The sequence below is a fragment of the Pararhodobacter zhoushanensis genome (assembly GCF_003990445.1).
Taxonomy (GTDB): Bacteria; Pseudomonadota; Alphaproteobacteria; order Rhodobacterales; family Rhodobacteraceae; genus Pararhodobacter; species Pararhodobacter zhoushanensis.
Genome location: NZ_REEZ01000001.1, coordinates 686,358 through 704,225, shown reverse-complemented (window position 1 = coordinate 704,225; position 17,868 = coordinate 686,358). Strand labels below are relative to the sequence as shown.

Sequence of the window (17,868 nt, the reverse complement as noted above, 5' to 3'; positions counted from 1 at the left end):
CGTTGATGCATCTGGTCCTTCATATCGGCGCGCATGGCACCGACGGGGGCCAGATCGCCGACTGGATCGCGGGCAATCGCGGGGCGCTGAACGCCCAAGGCATCTGCGCCCCGCCGCCGCGCTTGTTTCTGACCCGGATCTCTGAGGCGCTGGATGCCGGGCGCGACACCGACCCGCAACAGCGCGAAGAGACCCTGTTGCGGGGTCTTGGGGCCTCGGGCGAGCAGCGGCGGATGGTGGTCAGCGCACCGGGACTGCTGGGGTCCACCGCCGATGTGCTGGATGCCGACGGTTTCTATGTGCATGACGTGTCGCGCAGGCTGTATGCGCTTCACACACTGTTTCCCCGCACCCGCCTGACCGTCCTGATGGCCGTGCGCACAGCCAGCGGCGTGATCCCGATGCTGTTGCCAGATGAGCCGGGCGCGGCCGAGGCGCTGCTGCCGTTGATCCCCGATGATACATTGCCGTGGTCGCGGCTTGGTGCCGCGATCCGCCGCCATTTGCCGCGCGCCGCGCTGGTGGCATGGCGGCACGAGGATCTGGGCACCGTCTGGCCGCGTGTGCTGGGGCAGGTTGTCGGTCCCGACGCGGTGCTGCCGCCCAATGGTCTGCTGGATTTCGCCCTGAATGGTCTCAGCGCCGAGGCCCGCCTGCGGGCGCAGCGCTACCTGACTGGCAAGCCGCTGGTCAGCACTGCCCAGCTGCGTCACGTCGCCCATGCCTTTGCCGAGCGCTTCGGGCGCGCCCCAGTGGCCGATCTGACCGCTCCGCTGCCGGGCTGGGTCCGCAACCGGCTGGCCGAGCTGGATGCTGGCTACACCACCGAATGGGCCGATCTGGCCGGGCTGGACGGCGTACAGGTTCTGATGCCGCGCTAAGGTTCGGCCGCCGCGATCCCGCTGAAACGCGCCGATGCGCGATTCCCCCTTGGACCATGCGGCGGAATTCCTCTAAATGTCGCGCGACACGCGTTTCACCTCAGGCAAGGGCCCCTTTCGCCGATGGCAAGCCTCAACGATATCCGCTCGACCTTCCTCGATTATTTCCGCCGCCAGGGTCATGCCGTGGTCGACAGCTCTCCGCTGGTGCCGCGCAATGATCCGACGCTGATGTTCACCAACTCGGGCATGGTCCAGTTCAAGAACGTCTTCACCGGGCTGGAGCACCGCGACTATTCGCGCGCCACCACCTCGCAGAAATGCGTGCGCGCGGGCGGCAAGCACAATGACCTCGACAACGTCGGCTACACGGCGCGCCACCACACGTTCTTTGAGATGCTGGGCAACTTCAGCTTTGGCGACTACTTCAAGTCCGACGCGATCCCGTTTGCATGGGAACTGCTGACCAAGGATTTCGGCATCGACAAAAGCCGGCTCCTGGTCACCGTTTACCACACCGACGACGAAGCGGCGAACATGTGGAAGAAGGTCGCCGGTCTGTCCGACGACCGCATCATCCGCATTCCGACCGATGACAACTTCTGGCGCATGGGGCCGACCGGGCCGTGTGGCCCCTGCACCGAGATCTTCTATGACCATGGCGATCACATCTGGGGCGGCCCTCCGGGCTCCAAGGATGAAGACGGCGACCGGTTCATCGAGATCTGGAACCTTGTGTTCATGCAGAATGAACAGCTGGAAAACGGCGATCTGATCGACCTGCCGCGTCAGTCGATCGACACCGGCATGGGGCTGGAGCGGATCGGCGCGCTGCTGCAAGGCAAGCACGACAACTACGACACCGACCTGATGCGCGGCCTGATCGAGGCCTCGGCCAACGTCACCGACGGCGCACCGGACGGGCCGGGCAAAACCCACCACCGGGTGATCGCGGATCACCTGCGTTCGACCTCGTTCCTGATCGCCGATGGCGTGATGCCGTCGAACGAGGGGCGCGGCTATGTGCTGCGCCGCATTATGCGCCGCGCCATGCGCCACGCGCATATGCTGGGCGCGCAAGACCCGGTGATGCACAAGCTGGTCCCGGCGCTGGTGCGCGCGATGGGTGGGCATTACACCGAGCTGAAACAGGCCGAGGCGCTGATCACCGAGACGCTGCGGCTGGAAGAGACCCGTTTCCGCACCACGCTGGACCGCGGGCTGAAGCTGCTGGATGCCGAGCTGGACAAGATCAGCGACGACAGCAACCTGCCGGGCGAAGCGGCGTTCAAACTGTATGACACCTACGGCTTCCCGCTCGATCTGACGCAGGACGCGCTGCGCGAGCGCGGGCGTGCAGTGGATGTCGCGGGCTTCGAGGCCGCGATGGGCGAGCAAAAAGCCAAGGCGCGCGCCAGCTGGTCGGGTTCGGGTGAGGCCGCCAATCTGGCGATCTGGTTCGAGCTGGCCGATGCCCATGGCGGCACCGAGTTCCTGGGCTATGACACCGAGACCGCCGAAGGGCAGGTGCTGGCGCTGGTTTCCGGCGACGCGTCGGTCAAGACGGCGACGGGCGAGGTTTCGGTCGTGGTCAACCAGACGCCGTTCTATGGCGAATCCGGCGGTCAGGTCGGCGATACCGGCTGGCTGCGCTGGGACGGCGGCGAGGCCGTGGTGCGCGACACCCGCAAGATAAACGGCGTCTTCGTGCATGTGGCCGAGGTCACGCAGGGCGCGCTGCGCGTCGGTCAGCCGGTGAAGCTGGAGGTGGATCATACCCGCCGCAGCGCGATCCGCGCCAACCACTCGGCGACGCACCTGCTGCACGAGGCTCTGCGCCGCGCTCTGGGCGACCATGTCGCGCAGCGCGGCTCGCTGAATGCGCCCGACCGGCTGCGGTTCGACTTCAGCCATGGCGCGGCGCTGAGTGCTGCGGATGTGGCGGGGGTTGAGGCCGAGGTGAACGCCTTCATCCGTCAGAACGCCCCCGTTGATACGCGGATCATGACGCCCGACGACGCGCGCGCTCTGGGTGCGCAGGCGCTGTTTGGCGAGAAATACGGCGACGAAGTGCGCGTGGTGTCGATGGGCCGCCTGCTGGATTCCGGCAAGGGGTCCGAGGGTAACACCTATTCGCTGGAGCTCTGCGGCGGCACGCATGTAGCGCGCACCGGCGACATCGGCGCCTTTGTGCTCCTGGGTGACAGCGCATCCTCGTCCGGCGTGCGCCGGATCGAGGCCCTGACCGGCGAGGCGGCGCTCAGCCACCTGCGCGCGCAGGACGCCCGGCTGGTCGAGGTGGCGGCGGTGCTGAAAACCTCGATGGCCGATGTGGTCGAGCGGGTGAAAGCGCTGGCAGATGAACGCCGGTCCCTGTCCAACGAGGTCGCACAATTGAAACGCGATCTGGCGATGGGCGGCACGGGCGGCGGCGGGGTTGACGCCGTGGACGTCAACGGCGTCAAGTTCATCGGCCAGGTGCTGAGCGGCGTCTCGGGCAAGGATCTGCCCGCGATGGTCGACGCGATGAAGGAAAAGCTCGGCTCGGGCGTGGTGCTGCTGATCGCGGATACCGGCGGCAAACCGGCGGTTTGCGCGGGCGTCACCGACGATCTGACGGCACAGCTGTCGGCGGTCGACGTGCTCAAGGCTGCGGTCGCGGCACTGGGCGGCAAGGGCGGCGGCGGCCGCGCGGCGCTGGCGCAGGGCGGCGGCGCGGATATGGCCGGGGCGGACGCAGCCCTCAAAGCGGCGCAAGCCGTCATCGGAGGATAACATGCCCAAAGCTCTGTGGATCGCCCATGTCGAAGTGACCGACGCCGAGGCGTATGGCCGCTATGCCAAGCTCGCTGGCCCGGCAATCGCTGCGTTCAACGGCAAGTTCATCGCCCGCGGTGGTCGCTATGAGACGCTCGAAGGCGCCGACCGTGCGCGGCACGTCGTGGCGGTTTTCCCCTCGCTGGAAGAAGGCGCGGCCTGCTACCGCTCGGAGGCGTATCAACAAGCGCTGAGCCACGCGCGCGGCGCGTCGGTGCGCGATCTGGTGGTGGTTGAACTGGTCGACGACGCGGAGCTCTGAAAAGCGAGGGGCTGCTCGCCCCTCGCGCTCCCCCGCCAAAGGGGGGAGCACGCTCCCCCCTTTGGAAACCCCCCGTGGATATTTTCAGACAGAAAATGGGGCGTGGTTAACGAAACCTTATCATCTGTCCTTAAATATCCTGGGGGGTGAATGCGCGGTACGCGCAGAGGGGGGCTAGCCCCCCTTGCCCGGCCTCACAGGGGCAGGGCGGTGGTGTCTTTCAGCTCTTCCATTACAAAGCTCGCCGAGACATCCGCCAAGTCCACCCGCCGGGTCAGTTGCTGATAGAGTGCGTCATAGGCTTTCACATCAGCCACGCGCGCGCGGATCAGGTAATCCAGATCGCCGGTCATCCGATAGGCCCCCAGGATCTCGGGCATGTCGCGGGTTGCCTTGGCGAAGCGGGCCAGCCAGTCGGGCCGGTGATCGTTGGTGCGCACCATCAGGAAGACGGTCAGGCCCAGACCCAGTTTCTCGGCATCCAGCAGCGCGACACGGGCGCGGATCACGCCCGCCTCTTCCAGCAGCCTGATCCGCCGCCACACCGCATTGCGCGACAGGTTCACGGCAGCGCCGATGTCATCCAGCGGCAACGAGGTGTCGCGTTGCAGAACGGCGAGGATGCGGCGGTCGGTGTCGTCCAGAATCATCGCATTAGACCAATTCTTGGGAAGCAGTCACGCGATCTTGGCATATCAGCCGAAGTTTTGCGACCCTTTCCCACCAGTCCCACGCTAAACTGTCTCTACCCCCAAACCGGAGACCCGTCATGATCCAGCGCCTGTTCCTTGATCACCCCGCCGCCGTCGACGAGAGCTATCTCGAGCACGCCCGCTTCGCGAGCGGCTTCAGCGGCTGGCTGTTGCTGGCGGGGCTGGCGGCGGCGGTTCATGCCGTGCTACCCTTTGCGTGTCAAACGACGGCGAGCCGCATTATCCGCCGTCTGCATGCACGGATCGAAAACCGGGGTCACTGAATGTGCCGTTGGGCTGCCTATGTCGGAACGCCGATCTTTCTGGAAGACATCGTCAGCCGGCCCGGCCATTCGCTGATCCAACAGAGCCAGCACGCAACGCAGGGCTCGACGGCGATCAACGCTGACGGGTTCGGCATCGCCTGGTACGGCGAGCGGCCTGAGCCGGGGCTTTACCGCGACACCTATCCGGCGTGGTCCGATCCCAACCTGCGTTCGATCACCGCGCAGGTGCGTTCGCCCTTGTTTCTGGCACATGTGCGCGCGTCGACCGGCACCGCGACCAGCCGCAACAATTGTCATCCGTTCACCGTCGGCCGGTGGAGCTTCATGCATAACGGTCAGATTGGCGGCTATGAGAGCTTTCGCCGCGACGCCGATATGATGATCCCCGAGGCGCTGTATCCCCACCGCAAGGGCGCCAGCGACAGCGAGGCGCTGTTTCTGATCGCGCTGGCCGAGGGTTTGGACCGCGATCCGCAAGGCGCATTGGAGCGCGCCGCCGCGCGTATGATGGCGCTGAGCCGAGCCAAGGGCGGCGCGCCGCATCTGCGCATGACCTGTGCGTTCAGCGATGGTGAGACGCTTTATGCCGCGCGTTATGCCTCAGACGATGCCGCGCCCAGCCTGTGGCACCGCTGGTCGGACAGCCGGGGCGGGCGGGCCGTCGTGTCCGAGCCGCTGGAGGCCGACGAATGCGGCTGGGAAGTGATCCCGCAAGCCTCGTTCTGTCTGTTCAAAGGCGCGGCGGTCGAGATCCGGCCGTTTTCGCCCTGTCCGCTGGTGCAGGCCGCTTGACAGTTGCGATGCCCGGGACGACGCCGGACCCTATGACCCACAGTGATTTCCTGACCGCTTTGACGCCGGCCACCCGCGCCGCGCTGACCCAACGCTCGCCCACGGCGGGCTTGTGGCATCTGGCCGGCCATGGCGGGGTGATCGTCGTGCTGGGGGCGCTGATTGCCGCCGGAGTGCCGGGGTGGTGGGTCTTGCTGCCCTTGCAGGGAATTGCGCTGGTGTTCCTGTTCACGCTGGAACATGAGTGCACGCACAAGACCCCCTTTGCCAGTGACAGCCTTTGCGACCGGGTGGGGGCGGTGACCGGGGCGCTGATCCTTAACCCTTTCACATGGTTTCGCTATTTCCATCTGGCGCATCACCGCTTCACCAATCAGCCGGGCGATCCCGAGCTGGACAGCCCCAAGCCCGAGACCCGCGCGCAATGGCTCTGGCATGTGTCGGGCCTGCCGTTGTGGGGGGCCTCGATCCGGCTGATCCTGCGGCTGGCCAGCGGGCGCGAGACGCCTGCCTATCTGCCCGCCCGTGCCCGCGCGCGGGCTGAACGGGAAGCGCGGTTGTTGCTCGGCGTCTATGCGCTGGCCGCGCTGACCCTGTTGTGGTCGCCTCTGATCCTGTGGCTCTGGGTCATCCCGCTGCTGCTGGGCCAGCCGTTCCTGCGGGTGTATCTGCTGGCCGAGCATGGCGATTGCCCGCAGGTCGCCGACATGTTCGCCAACACGCGCACCACCTTCACGACCGCTCTGGTGCGCTTTTTCGCCTGGAACATGCCGTATCACGCTGAACATCACGTCTTTCCCGCCGTGCCCTTTGACAAGCTGCCCGCCTTGCATCAACAGATGCGCGAGCATTTGCGGGTGACGGCGGCGGGCTATGTCGCGTTTTCGCAGGCCTATCTGGCGCGGCGTCGCTGACAAGGGGTTGAACCCTGCGGCCAAGACGGGCATGACTGGAACAAGTAGGGAACGTTGAATGAGCGACTCGAACCGGCCCAGCCTGTCGTCCATGGCCTTTGCAGGCGCCACCGCCTCGCGTCAGGCGGCGTATCTGGATGGGCTGAACAGCGAGCAGCGCGCCGCGGTTGAGGCGCTGAATGGTCCGGTGCTGATGCTGGCGGGCGCTGGAACCGGCAAGACCCGCGCCCTGACCGCCCGGATTGCGCATCTGATCTCGACCGGCACGGCGCGGCCGAATGAGATTCTGGCCGTTACCTTCACCAACAAAGCCGCGCGCGAGATGAAGCACCGGATCGGTGGCCTTTTGGGCGACGCGGTTGAGGGGATGCCATGGCTGGGCACCTTCCACTCGATCGGCGTGCGCTTCCTGCGCCGGCATGCGGAACTGGTGGGGCTGAAATCTAACTTCACCATCATTGACACCGATGACCAGCTGCGGCTGATGAAGCAGCTCATTCAGGCCGCCAATCTGGATGACAAACGCTGGCCCGCCCGCGCGCTGGCCAATCTGATCGACGGCTGGAAGAACCGCGCATGGCGCCCGGATATGGTGCCGGGGGCCGAAGCGGGCGCGTTCAACAACCGCGGGACCGAGCTGTATGAGGCCTATCAAGAGCGGCTGCGCACGCTGAACGCCTGCGATTTCGGTGACTTGCTGCTGCATGTGGTGACGATCTTCCAGCAGAACCCCGATGTGCTGGCGCAATACCAGCGCTGGCTGCGGTTCATTCTGGTGGACGAATATCAGGACACCAACGTCGCCCAGTACCTGCTGCTGCGGCTTCTTGCGCAGGGGCATCAGAATATCTGCTGCGTCGGTGATGATGACCAGTCGATCTATGGCTGGCGCGGGGCCGAGGTCGGCAACATCCTGCGGTTTGAACGGGATTTCCCGGGTGCCAAGGTGATCCGGCTTGAGCAGAACTACCGCTCGACCCCGCATATTCTGGCCGCGGCCTCGGGCGTGATCAGCGCCAATGAGGGGCGGCTGGGCAAGACCCTGTGGACCGAGGCGACCGAGGGCGAAAAGGTCCGCCTGATCGGCCATTGGGACGGCGAGGATGAGGCGCGCTGGATCGGCGATGAGGTCGAGGCGCTGGAGCGTGGCACGCGCGGGCTGGACCCGATCAGCCCCGATGACATGGCGATTCTGGTTCGCGCCAGCCACCAGATGCGCGCGTTCGAGGATCGGTTTCTGACCATCGGCCTGCCGTATCGCGTGGTCGGCGGCCCGCGATTCTATGAGCGTTTGGAAATTCGCGATGCGATGGCGTATTTCCGCCTCGCCGTCAGCCCGACCGATGATCTGGCGTTCGAGCGGGTGGTGAACAACCCCAAACGCGGCATTGGCGACAAAGCGCAGCAGACCATCCAGCGCGTCGCGCGCGAGGCCGAGGTGCCGCTGCTGATGGGCGCGGCGCTGGTGTTGCGCGACGGGCTCTTGGGCGGCAAGGCGGCAGGCAATCTGCGCGCGTTCATCGAAAGCATGGCGCGCTGGCACGATATGGTGCGCAGCCCGGTGGTGTCGGCCAATGATGATCTGGTGATCGAGGATGACGCGCCGCCGCCGGGCGTCTCGCATGTGCGGCTGGCCGAGATGATGCTGGACGAATCCGGCTATACCGCCATGTGGCAGGCGCAAAAAACGCCTGAGGCTGAGGGGCGGCTGGAGAACCTGAAAGAACTGATCAAGGCGCTGGAAGGCTTCGACAGCCTGCAAGGCTTTCTGGAGCATGTCGCGCTGATCATGGATAACGAGGCCGAGGAATCGCAGGAAAAGGTCACCATCATGACCCTGCACGCGGCCAAGGGTCTGGAATTCCCCGCCGTTTTCCTGCCCGGCTGGGAAGACGGGCTGTTCCCCAGCCAGCGCAGTCTGGATGAAAGCGGGCTCAAGGGCTTGGAAGAGGAACGCCGTCTGGCCTATGTCGGCATCACGCGGGCAGAGCGGCTGTGCATGATCTCGTTCGCGGCCAACCGCCGGGTGTTCGGGCAGTGGCAAAGCCAGTTGCCCAGCCGGTTCATCGACGAATTGCCGCCCGAGCATGTCGATGTGCTGACACCGCCGGGCATTCATGGCGGTTTCAGCGCGGGCAAAGCGCATCACGCGACGCCGGTCGATGATGACTCGCTCGAAGGCCGCGCCACGCGGGCCGATGTCTATAACGCGCCGGGCTGGAAACGGATGCGGTCGCGGGGCCGGGTTGCCCCGGCGGCGCCCAAGGCCCTGCGCGGCTCGGCCGAGCCGTCGGTGCATTTTTCGGCCGGTGAGCGGGTGTTCAACAAGAAATTCGGCACCGGCACGATCATCGCGGTCGATGGCGACAAGCTGGCCGTGGCCTTCGATCAGGCAGGGGAAAAGCACATCCTGTCGCAATATGTGCTGCCCGCTGACGGGATGGACGACGTTCCCTTCTGAGGGAAGTCGAGCGCTTAACTATAGCAGTTGAATGAAATGCCGCAGATGCGGGTTTTCCAGCGCCTTTCAGGGTGCCCTTAAGACATGAAAAAAGCGCGGTTGCCCAGGGAGGAGGAGGGGCAACCGCGCCGTTCGCGGGACAGGGGAGGAGGTCTGGCCCGCCGTCTATGGGGCGCAGCGCCTCAGGGAGGAGGAGGAGCCGCCGCGCCATAACGAAAACCGAGGGAGGAGGTTCGGTCGTCGTATCTGTTTTGGAGCCCTTCGGCCCCGGAATTCGGGGCGCGGTTCCCAGGGAGGAGGAGGGGAACCGCGCCGGAGTGCTGTCGGCCCAGGGAGGAGGAGGGGCCTAAGCTACTGGTCGGAACCTGCCGCTGGGAGGAGGTAGCAGCGGTTCCTTGCACGATCGGCCCAGGGAGGAGGAGGGGCCGTCGTTCTGGTCGCAGGCCCAAGGGCCTGGAATTCTTTGCCTTTTAGACGTCGCGGCCGTAGGCTGCTTCGTAAGCCAGGCGGGTGATCATGCTGCGGCTGATGCCCAGATCGGCCAGCTCGCGGGTGGTCAGTGCGTTCAGTTCGTTGTAGGTGCGAACATAGACGCGCGAGCGGGTCCAAGCGGCGCTCAGCGAACCGAAAGCCGAAGCGATCTGGCCAAAGAGGCCAAAGCCGCGGGTCTGCTGGGTTGATGCGTATGCCATGGTGTCTACTCTTTCGTTCATCTGGGGTTGGACAATTTTCTTTCCCCGTTGAAGCAAAGATGGACTTTATGCTGCACTTGCACAATCCCTCGAATGAGCAACGCTGCTATGCAGCGAAGTCATGGCGACGTAGGGTAACCTAAGCGCCTGAGTTTCCGGCGCGCGGCCCAATCCGCTCCGGGCCCGCCCTGAGGTTTCGCAGTTGCAGCATTTTTCGCCACAGGCTGCTTAATCGGGTGGGGGTTGCCTTGTGCGTAAACACACTCAGGTTAGGCGCAATGATTCGGAATAAAGGGGGGCTTTGCCCATGTCATCCAGCTCGGCGCCGACGCGCGAAGAGATTCTTGCAGCCCTGAAGGGCGTGGCGCTGCCGAAGGGCGGTGATCTGGTCAGTGCCGATTTGATTCGGGCTCTGGTCGTCGATGGCGGCGCGGTGCGCTTTGTGATCGAGGCTGAGACGGCTGACGAGGCCCGCGCGCTGGATCCGGTGCGCGCAGAGGCCGAGCGCGTCGTGGCGGCATTGCCCGGCGTCGCGCGGGTATCGGTGGCGATGACCGCGCATGGCCCGGCACCCAAGCAACAGGCGCCCAAGGGTGAGGCCCCGTCGCTCAGTATCGGTCGTCACCCGACGCCCGGTCCGTCGGTGGTGCCCGGCGTGAAGCGGATCATCGCGGTCGGCTCGGGCAAGGGCGGGGTGGGCAAATCCACCGTGTCCGCAAACCTTGCTGTCGCCATGGCGCGCGAGGGCTGGCGGGTGGGTCTGGTCGATGCCGACATCTATGGCCCCAGCCAGCCGCGCATGATGGGCGTATCCAAGCGCCCGGCCTCGCCCGATGGCAAGACGATCATCCCGCCGGTGGCGCATGGCGTGCGGGTGATCTCGATCGGGCTGATGCTGCCCGAGGATCAGGCACTGATCTGGCGCGGACCGATGCTGATGGGGGCGCTGCAACAGTTGATGACGCAGGTGGCCTGGGGCGATCTGGATGCGCTGATCATCGACATGCCGCCGGGTACGGGCGACGTGCAGATGACGCTGTGCCAGAAGTTCGACGTAACGGGTGCAATTGTGGTGTCGACGCCGCAGGACGTCGCGCTGCTGGATGCGCGCCGGGCGCTGAACGCGTTCTCGACGCTGAAGACGCCGGTGATCGGGCTGATCGAGAACATGTCGACCTTCATCTGCCCCAACTGCGGGCACGAGGAGCATATCTTCGGTGACGGTGGCGTTGCGCGCGAGGCCGAGAAGACCGGCATCCCGTTCCTCGGCTCGTTGCCGTTGACGCTGGAGGTCAGGCTGTCGGGGGATGGCGGTGTCCCAGTGGCGGCCACGGATAGCGCCGTTGCTGAGAGCTATCGGCGGATCGCGCGGGGGCTGATGGCGCAACTGGCCTGATCCGGCCCATCCTTTCCCAGTGATTTCCCAGAACGGCCCGGACCTGAGAGGTTCCGGGCCGTTTGCTGTTGGCGGTCTGGGAAATCAGGGGAGGGACGGACCGGGAAATCCCGGCACGCGCCGGGGTGTTTGCGGGCGGTAAGCCGGGGTGAACCGGGAAATCGTGGAAAATATCGGTCTAAGTCGTTGTTTTTACGTCTTAGCCCCTTCTGGCGGGCGCTTTGGGAAATCCAGGGACACGCTTTGGGAATTCATGGCACCTGGATGGGATCGGTGTGGGAAAGGTGCGGGCTGGCCGGGTGGCGGTGGGAGAGGGTGGACCGATTCGGGGCGGGTCCGGCATCCACTGGGAATCCATGGGAGCGCCGATTCAGCGCGAAAATCGATGGAATCGGGCCGATTTCACCCCAAAACGCGCGAATCTGTCGGCAAGAACTGGCCGAATCGGATCACAGCCCTGTGCACGCCGATTTCAGCCTGTGGATAAACATGTTAATAAAATGAGGATAAATTCTGTTGCGTCAGAGCAACAATTTTCGGGCGAGCTGGAGTTTCTTTCGGGAACAGCGCAGGCTTTGTCTTCTGCCCGATGTGGTGGCCTGCACGCCGATTAACCACAATATCTTGCTAACCAAAGGCTCCGAAAGCTTGATCTGGGGTCGTCATCCGCGCTGAGTATGTCGCCCAATCCCGCGAAAATCGTCGCGCGGACTGAAATGTACCGTTGCTTCCCATGATCTCCCATGGAATACCTTGTTTCACCGAGGCAAAGCAAAAATAGAAACCCGGGAAGTAGTACAGGCAAACACTACAAAGAAAGATCCAAAGCGAAGCGAGCAGCATCTCACATCCCCCCCCCAATGAGATGGTTTCGTATTTGGGCTCCCTGAAAAATGGGAACGAGGGCGGCGGTCCGGGTATGGCAGCACCCGGGCCGCCGTTTCAATTTCAGCCCTCCGTTGTGGCGGGCCCATAGAGAAGGCGGGCACAGTGTCGCTGAGATTTCGCGGCAACGAGACGCAAGGCATCGACGGGAAGGGGCGCGTCTCCATCCCGGCCGACTTTCGTCCCGTGATCGTGTCCGGCGACCACCGCATGGCACAGGGCGAGCGCCCGAGCTTTGTCATTGTGTACGGCACCCGCTCTCAGAACCATCTCAAATGCTACACGCTGCGCGAGATCGAGAAAATCGAAGCGCGCATCGAGCTGATGGATGATGGTAGCGATGACCGCGAGATTTTGGAAACGATTTTCCACGGCAGCGCCATGACGGTTCAGCTGGGCGACGATGGTCGCATCGTGCTGCCGGCAAAGCTGCGCACCAAGCTGGATCTGGGCGACAAGATTTTCTTCATCGCCGGTAACGACCACTTCAAGATGTGGAAGCCCGAGACCTACGACGACTTTGAGAATGACCGCACCGACGCGCTGCTGCGCGAGCGGGGCGACCGCTTCAACCCCACCTCCCTGTTGCCCAAATTGCCGCCGCAAGCGGCCGCTGCAGAGTGACGCAAGGACCGATGACGCCGAACACCCCAGACGCCCCGCATATCCCCGTGCTCCTTGGCCCCTTGCTGGCCGGGGTGGCGCCGGTCGCAGGCGTCTGGCTGGACGGAACGCTGGGTGCTGGCGGCTATACGCGCGGGCTGTTCGAGGCGGGCGCGGATACGGTGATCGGCATCGACCGCGACCCGCTGGCGCTGGAGTTGGCGCAGGAGTGGGCCGCGCCTTACGGCGAGCGGTTCCGGCCGGTGCAGGGCACGTTTTCCAACCTCGATAGGCTGGCCGGTGAGTTGCTGGACGGTGTGGTGCTGGATCTGGGCGTGTCCTCGATGCAGCTGGACCTGCCCGAGCGCGGGTTTTCGTTCAACCGCGACGGCCCTCTGGACATGCGGATGAGCCAGGAGGGGTTGTCGGCGGCGGATCTGGTCAATGACTGCGACGAGACCGAGCTGGCCGATATTCTCTATCATTACGGTGAAGAGCGCGCCTCGCGCCGGATCGCTCGCGCTATCGTGGCGGCGCGCGCGGTGGCACCGATCGAGACGACGCTGAAACTGGCCGAGATTGTTTCAGCCAATCTGCCCCGTCCCAAGCCGGGGCAGAGCCATCCCGCGACGCGCAGCTTTCAGGCGCTGCGCATCGCCGTGAACGCCGAGTTCCACGAGCTTGCCGACGGGCTGGAAGCCGCCGAGCGCGCGCTGAAGCCCGGCGGGATGCTGGCCGTTGTCAGCTTTCACTCGCTTGAAGACCGTATCGTCAAACGCTTCTTGCAGCAGCGCTCGGGCCGGATGGGGCAGGGCAGCCGCCACGCCCCGATGGTCGAGGTCGAGGCGGATCGCTTTGTCACCCTGACCCGCAAGGCCATCGCCGCCGATGATGCCGAATGCGCCGCCAACCCGCGCTCGCGCTCGGCGCTGTTGCGCATCGCGCGCCGCACCGATGCGCCGGCCAGTGGTGCCGACCGCTCGGCATTGGGTCTGCCAAGGTTAGCGTTGAAAGGAGAGCGTTGATGCGCGCGCTTTTCTACGTGCTGTCGGCATTCGCGGTGATGGGGCTGGCGATCTGGGCCTATGATCAGAACCAGAAAACCCAGACCGCCATGCGTGACGTGCGCAGCCTGCGCGCCGAGATCCACGCCCTGAACGAAGCGCTGAGTGTCCAGCGCGCCGAATGGGCGTATCTGAACCGGCCCCAACGCCTGCGGGCGCTGGTTGACATGAACTATGCCCGTCTGGGCCTGATGCCGCTGCAGGGCGCGCAATTCGGCCAGATCGGTGAAATCCCCTATCCGCTGATCGCCACCCAGACCGAGGGTTCGCTGTGACCGATCATTCCCACCAGCCGCCCCGTACGCCGCTCCGCCCCTTGCCGCGCATTCTGGATGCGCGGGCGCAGGGCGTGAACCCTGAGAACATCGAGCGCGAGAACCTGCGCGTCCGGCGCGAGCAGGTCCGTGATGTGGGCCGCAGGCGGGCGGAATGGCGCATCCTGTTTCTGGCGGCGGCGTTCTTTGCTGGATACGCCGCGATCGGGGCCAAGATGGGCATGCTCGCCGCCACCCCGGTGGTCGAGGCCGAGCCTTGGGTCGGTGAGGGTATCTCGGGCGAGCGGGCCGATATTCTGGACCGCAACGGTCGGGTGCTGGCGACCAATCTGGTGACGCATTCGCTCTATGCCGAGCTACGCTACATGATCGACGGCCGCCGCGCCGCGCATGAACTGGCGCGGATTTTCCCTGATATGGACGAAGAGCGGCTGGTCGGTCAGTTGACCGACCCGAACCGTCGCTTCGTCTGGCTGCGCTCGCGCTTGTCGCCCGAGCAAGAGCAGGCCGCGCATGACATCGGTGAGCCGGGGCTGCTGCTGGGCCAGCGCGACATGCGGCTTTACCCCAATGGCTCACTGGCAGCGCATTTGCTGGGCGGGACGGCATACGGCGAGCAAGGCGTGACCGCGGCGGAAATTCAAGGCGTTGCGGGTGTCGAGTACGACATGAACGAGCGGCTCAGTGACGCCGATCTGGCCGATGTGCCGGTTGCGCTGTCGATAGATCTGGGCGTTCAGGCCATCGTGGAAGAGGTGCTGGCAGGCGGCATCGACATGCTGAACGCCATCGGTGGTTCGGCCATTCTGATGGATGTGCACACCGGCGAAGTCGTCGCGCTGGCCTCGGCCCCGGTGTTTGATCCCAACGACCGCCCGGCGCCGCCTGTTTCGTTGGCCGAGCAGGAAACCTCGCCTCTGTTCAACCGCGGTGTGCAGGGTCTGTATGAGCTGGGCTCGGTGATGAAGGCCTTCGCGCTGGCGCAGGCGCTGGATATGGGCCTGATCACCCGCGAGACGATGATCGACACGCGCGGACCCATGCGGGTCGGCCGCTTCTCGATCCGCGACTACCACAATTACGGGGCGCAGATGTCGGTCGAGGATATCTTTATCCAATCGTCCAACATCGGCACCGCCCGTATTTCGCAATTGATCGGCGGCGAGCGTCAGCGCGAGTTCCTGCGGCAGTTCGGCTTTCTGGACCCGCTGCAACTGGAGCTGCCCGAAGCCCGCCGCCCGCAACCGCAATACGACCCGCGCTGGTCGGATCTGTCGGCGATGACCATCAGCTACGGTCATGGTCTGTCGATGACGCCGATGCATCTGGCCGCGGGCTATGCTGCGATTGTGAACGGCGGAACGCTGGTGCAACCGACCCTGCAACGCCGCGCCACGGTGATGCAGGGTCCGAGGGTGATCTCTGAGGAAACCTCGCGCATCATGCGCACGCTGATGCGCGAAGTGGTGACCGAAGGCACCGCCTCGATGGGCGAGGTCGAGGGCTATGTCGTCGGCGGCAAGACCGGCTCTGCCGACAAGCCGAACCCGCAAGGGGGCTATTACGACGACCGTCTGGTCGCCACCTTCGCCGGGGCTTTCCCGATGAACGATCCGCGTTACGTCATTGTCGTGACCATGGACGAACCTCAGGATACCTCGGGTCCGGTCGCGCGCCGCACTGCCGGTTGGACCGTGGTTCCGGTCGCGGCTGAGATCGTGCGCCGGGCCGCGCCGGTGCTGGGAATGCGCCCACAGGATCCGGCAGACGTTGAAGCGGCCCTGCGCCTGCGGTAGGCATCGCCCTAACCGGCGTTGGGGGATAGAATGCAAGAGACAAGCCTTGGCGATCTGGGATTGACCGCCCGCTCTGGCGACACGCGGGTGCGCATTCGCGCGCTGACGCTCGACAGCCGCACGGTAAAGCCCGGCACGTTGTTTGCAGCCCTTCCCGGGTCGCGCGTGCATGGGGCCGAGTTCATCGACCCGGCGCTGCGCATGGGCGCCAGTGCGGTGCTGACCGACCGCGACGGCGCGCGCATCGCGGCTGACACGCTGGCCCGTCACCCGGATGTCGCGCTGATCGTTGCCGAAGACCCGCGCGAGGCTTTGGCCCGCGCCGCCGCGCTGTTCTACGGTGCGCAGCCTGCGGTGATGGTGGCGGTGACCGGCACCAACGGCAAAACCTCGGTCGCCAGCTTTACCCGCCAGATCTGGGCCGCGATGGGTCATGCCGCGATCAACGTCGGCACCACCGGGGTCGAAGGCGTCTGGGGCCGTCCGCTGGCCCATACCACGCCCGACCCGCTAACCCTGCAGAGCCTGCTGGCCGACGCCGCCGAGGCGGGCGTGACCCATGCCGCGATGGAGGCCAGCTCGCACGGGCTGGACCAGCGGCGGCTGGACGGGGTGCGGCTCGCGGCAGCGGCGTTTACCAACCTGACGCAGGACCATCTCGATTATCACGCGACGATGGAGGAGTATTTTCAGGCCAAAGCGGGGCTCTTCACCCGTTTGCTGCCAGAAGATGGCGTCGCGGTGATCAACACCGATGACCGTTTCGGCGCGCGGCTGGTGCGGCTTGTGTCGCAGCCGGTGCTTGCTGTCGGCTCGGGCTCCAGCTGCGATCTGCAACTGATCGCGCAGCGCTTCCACGCGCAGGGCCAGACCCTGCGCTTTGGCCTCAAGGGCCGGTCGCATCAGGTCGAGCTGGGGCTGGTCGGCGGGTTTCAGGGGGCCAATGCGCTTTTGGCGCTGGGGCTGGTGATCGCCACCGGCGGCGATACCGCCGAGGCAATCACCGCCATGGCGCAGCTGCAAGGTGTGCGCGGGCGGATGCAACTGGCTGCGACGCGCGACAACGGCGCGCCGGTGTTCGTCGATTACGCGCATACCCCGGCGGCGGTCGAGACCGCGCTCAAGGCGCTGCGTCCGCATGTGATGGGGCGTCTGATCGTCGTGCTGGGGGCGGGGGGCGACCGTGACAAGACCAAGCGCCCACTGATGGGTAAAGCCGCGGCGGAAAATGCCGATGTTGTTTTTGTGACAGACGACAACCCGCGAAGCGAGGTTCCTGCCACAATCCGTGCAGAAATAGTGAAAGCCTGCCCCGACGCAATCGAGGTCGCAGACCGCGCCGAAGCCATCCTGCGCGCCGTCGATGCGCTCGAGCCGGGCGATGCCCTGCTCATCGCGGGCAAGGGCCATGAGACGGGCCAGACCATCGGCGATGTGGTCTATCCCTTTGACGATCTCGAACAGGCCAGCGTCGCGGTAGCGGCGCTTGATGGAAAGCTGTGACATGACCCTGTGGACCGATACCGACGCCGTTGCCGCGACCGGGGGCCGCGCCACCGCGCCCTTCGCCGTCTCGGGCCTGTCCATCGACACGCGTTCGATCAGGAAGGGCGATCTGTTCGTCGCCCTGAAAGCCGCGCGCGACGGCCATGACTTCGTGGCGCAGGCCTTTGAGAAGGGCGCCGGGGCCGCGCTGGTCAGCCATATTCCCGAGGGGGTGACCGGCCCCTGTCTGCTGGTCGATGACGTGCTGGCGGGCCTGACCGCGCTGGGGGCCGCAGGCCGGGCGCGGGCGACGGGCAAGGTGATTGCGGTGACCGGCTCGGTCGGCAAGACCTCGACCAAGGAAATGTTGCGCGAGATGCTGGACGAATTCGGCACCGTCCACGCCGCCGAGGCCAGCTTCAACAACCACTGGGGCGTGCCGATCACGCTGGCGCGCCTTCCGGCGGATGCCGATTTCGCCATCGTCGAGATCGGCATGAACCACCCCGGCGAAATCAAGCCGCTGGCCCTGCTTACCCGGCCCGATGTGGCGATGATCACCACGA

General features: G+C 65.3%; 16 protein-coding genes. 14 read left to right on the top strand and 2 right to left on the bottom strand.

What is annotated here, in order from left to right; all coding sequences use genetic code 11:
* Nucleotides 1–5: 5 nt before the first annotated feature.
* The 3 genes from EAE28_RS03460 (at nt 6) to EAE28_RS03450 (ending at nt 3,960) form a co-directional block, all read left to right on the top strand.
* Nucleotides 6–881 (top strand): hypothetical protein, encoded by an 876-nt coding sequence (locus EAE28_RS03460; protein ID WP_127104411.1) that lies wholly within the window; start codon nt 6–8, stop codon nt 879–881.
* Between the two features lie 123 nt (nt 882–1,004).
* Nucleotides 1,005–3,656: an alanine--tRNA ligase gene (gene alaS, locus EAE28_RS03455; RefSeq protein ID WP_127104410.1), complete on the top strand. Its 2,652-nt coding sequence runs from the start codon at nt 1,005–1,007 to the stop codon at nt 3,654–3,656.
* Nucleotide 3,657: 1 nt separating this feature from the next.
* Nucleotides 3,658–3,960, top strand: coding sequence for a DUF1330 domain-containing protein (locus tag EAE28_RS03450; RefSeq protein ID WP_127104409.1), 303 nt, complete (start codon nt 3,658–3,660; stop codon nt 3,958–3,960).
* A gap of 194 nt (nt 3,961–4,154) precedes the next feature.
* On the opposite strand, the gene EAE28_RS03445 is transcribed toward EAE28_RS03450, so the two are convergent.
* Nucleotides 4,155–4,610, bottom strand: coding sequence for an Lrp/AsnC family transcriptional regulator (locus tag EAE28_RS03445; protein ID WP_127104408.1), 456 nt, complete (start codon nt 4,608–4,610; stop codon nt 4,155–4,157).
* 119 nt (nt 4,611–4,729) lie between these two features.
* Between EAE28_RS03445 and EAE28_RS03440 the strand changes: the two genes are divergently transcribed.
* From EAE28_RS03440 to EAE28_RS03425, 4 genes are all read left to right on the top strand, one after another.
* The gene (locus EAE28_RS03440) at nt 4,730–4,936 is read left to right on the top strand and encodes a DUF6356 family protein (RefSeq protein WP_127104407.1); all 207 of its coding nucleotides are present in this window, start codon (nt 4,730–4,732) and stop codon (nt 4,934–4,936) included.
* On the top strand, nt 4,937–5,731 hold the full coding sequence (locus EAE28_RS03435; protein WP_127104406.1) for a class II glutamine amidotransferase: 795 nt from the start codon (nt 4,937–4,939) through the stop codon (nt 5,729–5,731).
* A gap of 32 nt (nt 5,732–5,763) precedes the next feature.
* Nucleotides 5,764–6,645, top strand: coding sequence for a fatty acid desaturase (locus tag EAE28_RS03430; RefSeq protein WP_127104405.1), 882 nt, complete (start codon nt 5,764–5,766; stop codon nt 6,643–6,645).
* Nucleotides 6,646–6,736: 91 nt separating this feature from the next.
* Nucleotides 6,737–9,106 (top strand): ATP-dependent helicase, encoded by a 2,370-nt coding sequence (locus EAE28_RS03425; RefSeq protein WP_246022273.1) that lies wholly within the window; start codon nt 6,737–6,739, stop codon nt 9,104–9,106.
* A gap of 470 nt (nt 9,107–9,576) precedes the next feature.
* Here the strand turns inward: EAE28_RS03425 and EAE28_RS03420 are convergent, their stop codons facing one another.
* The gene (locus tag EAE28_RS03420; RefSeq protein ID WP_127104403.1) at nt 9,577–9,798 is read right to left on the bottom strand and encodes a DUF1127 domain-containing protein; all 222 of its coding nucleotides are present in this window, start codon (nt 9,796–9,798) and stop codon (nt 9,577–9,579) included.
* 307 nt (nt 9,799–10,105) lie between these two features.
* Between EAE28_RS03420 and EAE28_RS03415 the strand changes: the two genes are divergently transcribed.
* The 7 genes from EAE28_RS03415 to EAE28_RS24145 all read left to right on the top strand — a co-directional run.
* On the top strand, nt 10,106–11,194 hold the full coding sequence (locus tag EAE28_RS03415; RefSeq protein ID WP_127104402.1) for an Mrp/NBP35 family ATP-binding protein: 1,089 nt from the start codon (nt 10,106–10,108) through the stop codon (nt 11,192–11,194).
* Between the two features lie 990 nt (nt 11,195–12,184).
* Nucleotides 12,185–12,703, top strand: coding sequence for a division/cell wall cluster transcriptional repressor MraZ (locus EAE28_RS03410; protein WP_127104401.1), 519 nt, complete (start codon nt 12,185–12,187; stop codon nt 12,701–12,703).
* A gap of 11 nt (nt 12,704–12,714) precedes the next feature.
* Nucleotides 12,715–13,707 (top strand): 16S rRNA (cytosine(1402)-N(4))-methyltransferase RsmH, encoded by a 993-nt coding sequence (gene rsmH, locus EAE28_RS03405; protein WP_127104400.1) that lies wholly within the window; start codon nt 12,715–12,717, stop codon nt 13,705–13,707.
* Nucleotides 13,707–14,021 carry a cell division protein FtsL gene (ftsL, locus tag EAE28_RS03400; RefSeq protein ID WP_127104399.1) on the top strand — a complete coding sequence of 105 codons (315 nt, stop codon included), beginning with the start codon at nt 13,707–13,709 and terminating at the stop codon, nt 14,019–14,021. The genes rsmH and ftsL overlap by 1 nt, the downstream gene beginning before the upstream one ends.
* Nucleotides 14,018–15,817, top strand: a complete 1,800-nt coding sequence (locus EAE28_RS03395; RefSeq protein WP_127104398.1) for a peptidoglycan D,D-transpeptidase FtsI family protein — start codon at nt 14,018–14,020, stop codon at nt 15,815–15,817. Before ftsL ends, EAE28_RS03395 begins: the two co-directional genes overlap by 4 nt.
* Before the next feature lie 30 nt (nt 15,818–15,847).
* The gene (locus EAE28_RS03390; RefSeq protein WP_127104397.1) at nt 15,848–17,320 is read left to right on the top strand and encodes a UDP-N-acetylmuramoyl-L-alanyl-D-glutamate--2,6-diaminopimelate ligase; all 1,473 of its coding nucleotides are present in this window, start codon (nt 15,848–15,850) and stop codon (nt 17,318–17,320) included.
* A gap of 1 nt (nt 17,321) precedes the next feature.
* Nucleotides 17,322–17,868 (top strand): Mur ligase family protein (locus EAE28_RS24145; RefSeq protein ID WP_246022248.1); only part of this gene is annotated, 547 nt, incomplete at its 3' end.

Excerpts from the sequence above, each read along its gene's own strand:
- EAE28_RS03420 (WP_127104403.1), bottom strand. The coding sequence starts at position 9,798 with ATGGCATACGCATCAACCCAGCAGACCCGCGGCTTTGGCCTCTTTGGC.
- EAE28_RS03440 (WP_127104407.1), top strand. The coding sequence starts at position 4,730 with ATGATCCAGCGCCTGTTCCTTGATCACCCCGCCGCCGTCGACGAGAGC.
- ftsL (WP_127104399.1), top strand. The coding sequence starts at position 13,707 with ATGCGCGCGCTTTTCTACGTGCTGTCGGCATTCGCGGTGATGGGGCTG.
- EAE28_RS03390 (WP_127104397.1), top strand. The coding sequence starts at position 15,848 with ATGCAAGAGACAAGCCTTGGCGATCTGGGATTGACCGCCCGCTCTGGC.
- EAE28_RS03415 (WP_127104402.1), top strand. The coding sequence starts at position 10,106 with ATGTCATCCAGCTCGGCGCCGACGCGCGAAGAGATTCTTGCAGCCCTG.
- EAE28_RS03460 (WP_127104411.1), top strand. The coding sequence starts at position 6 with ATGCATCTGGTCCTTCATATCGGCGCGCATGGCACCGACGGGGGCCAG.
- EAE28_RS03435 (WP_127104406.1), top strand. The coding sequence starts at position 4,937 with ATGTGCCGTTGGGCTGCCTATGTCGGAACGCCGATCTTTCTGGAAGAC.
- alaS (WP_127104410.1), top strand. The coding sequence starts at position 1,005 with ATGGCAAGCCTCAACGATATCCGCTCGACCTTCCTCGATTATTTCCGC.
- EAE28_RS03425 (WP_246022273.1), top strand. The coding sequence starts at position 6,737 with ATGGCCTTTGCAGGCGCCACCGCCTCGCGTCAGGCGGCGTATCTGGAT.
- rsmH (WP_127104400.1), top strand. The coding sequence starts at position 12,715 with ATGACGCCGAACACCCCAGACGCCCCGCATATCCCCGTGCTCCTTGGC.
- EAE28_RS03445 (WP_127104408.1), bottom strand. The coding sequence starts at position 4,610 with ATGATTCTGGACGACACCGACCGCCGCATCCTCGCCGTTCTGCAACGC.
- EAE28_RS03450 (WP_127104409.1), top strand. The coding sequence starts at position 3,658 with ATGCCCAAAGCTCTGTGGATCGCCCATGTCGAAGTGACCGACGCCGAG.
- EAE28_RS03430 (WP_127104405.1), top strand. The coding sequence starts at position 5,764 with ATGACCCACAGTGATTTCCTGACCGCTTTGACGCCGGCCACCCGCGCC.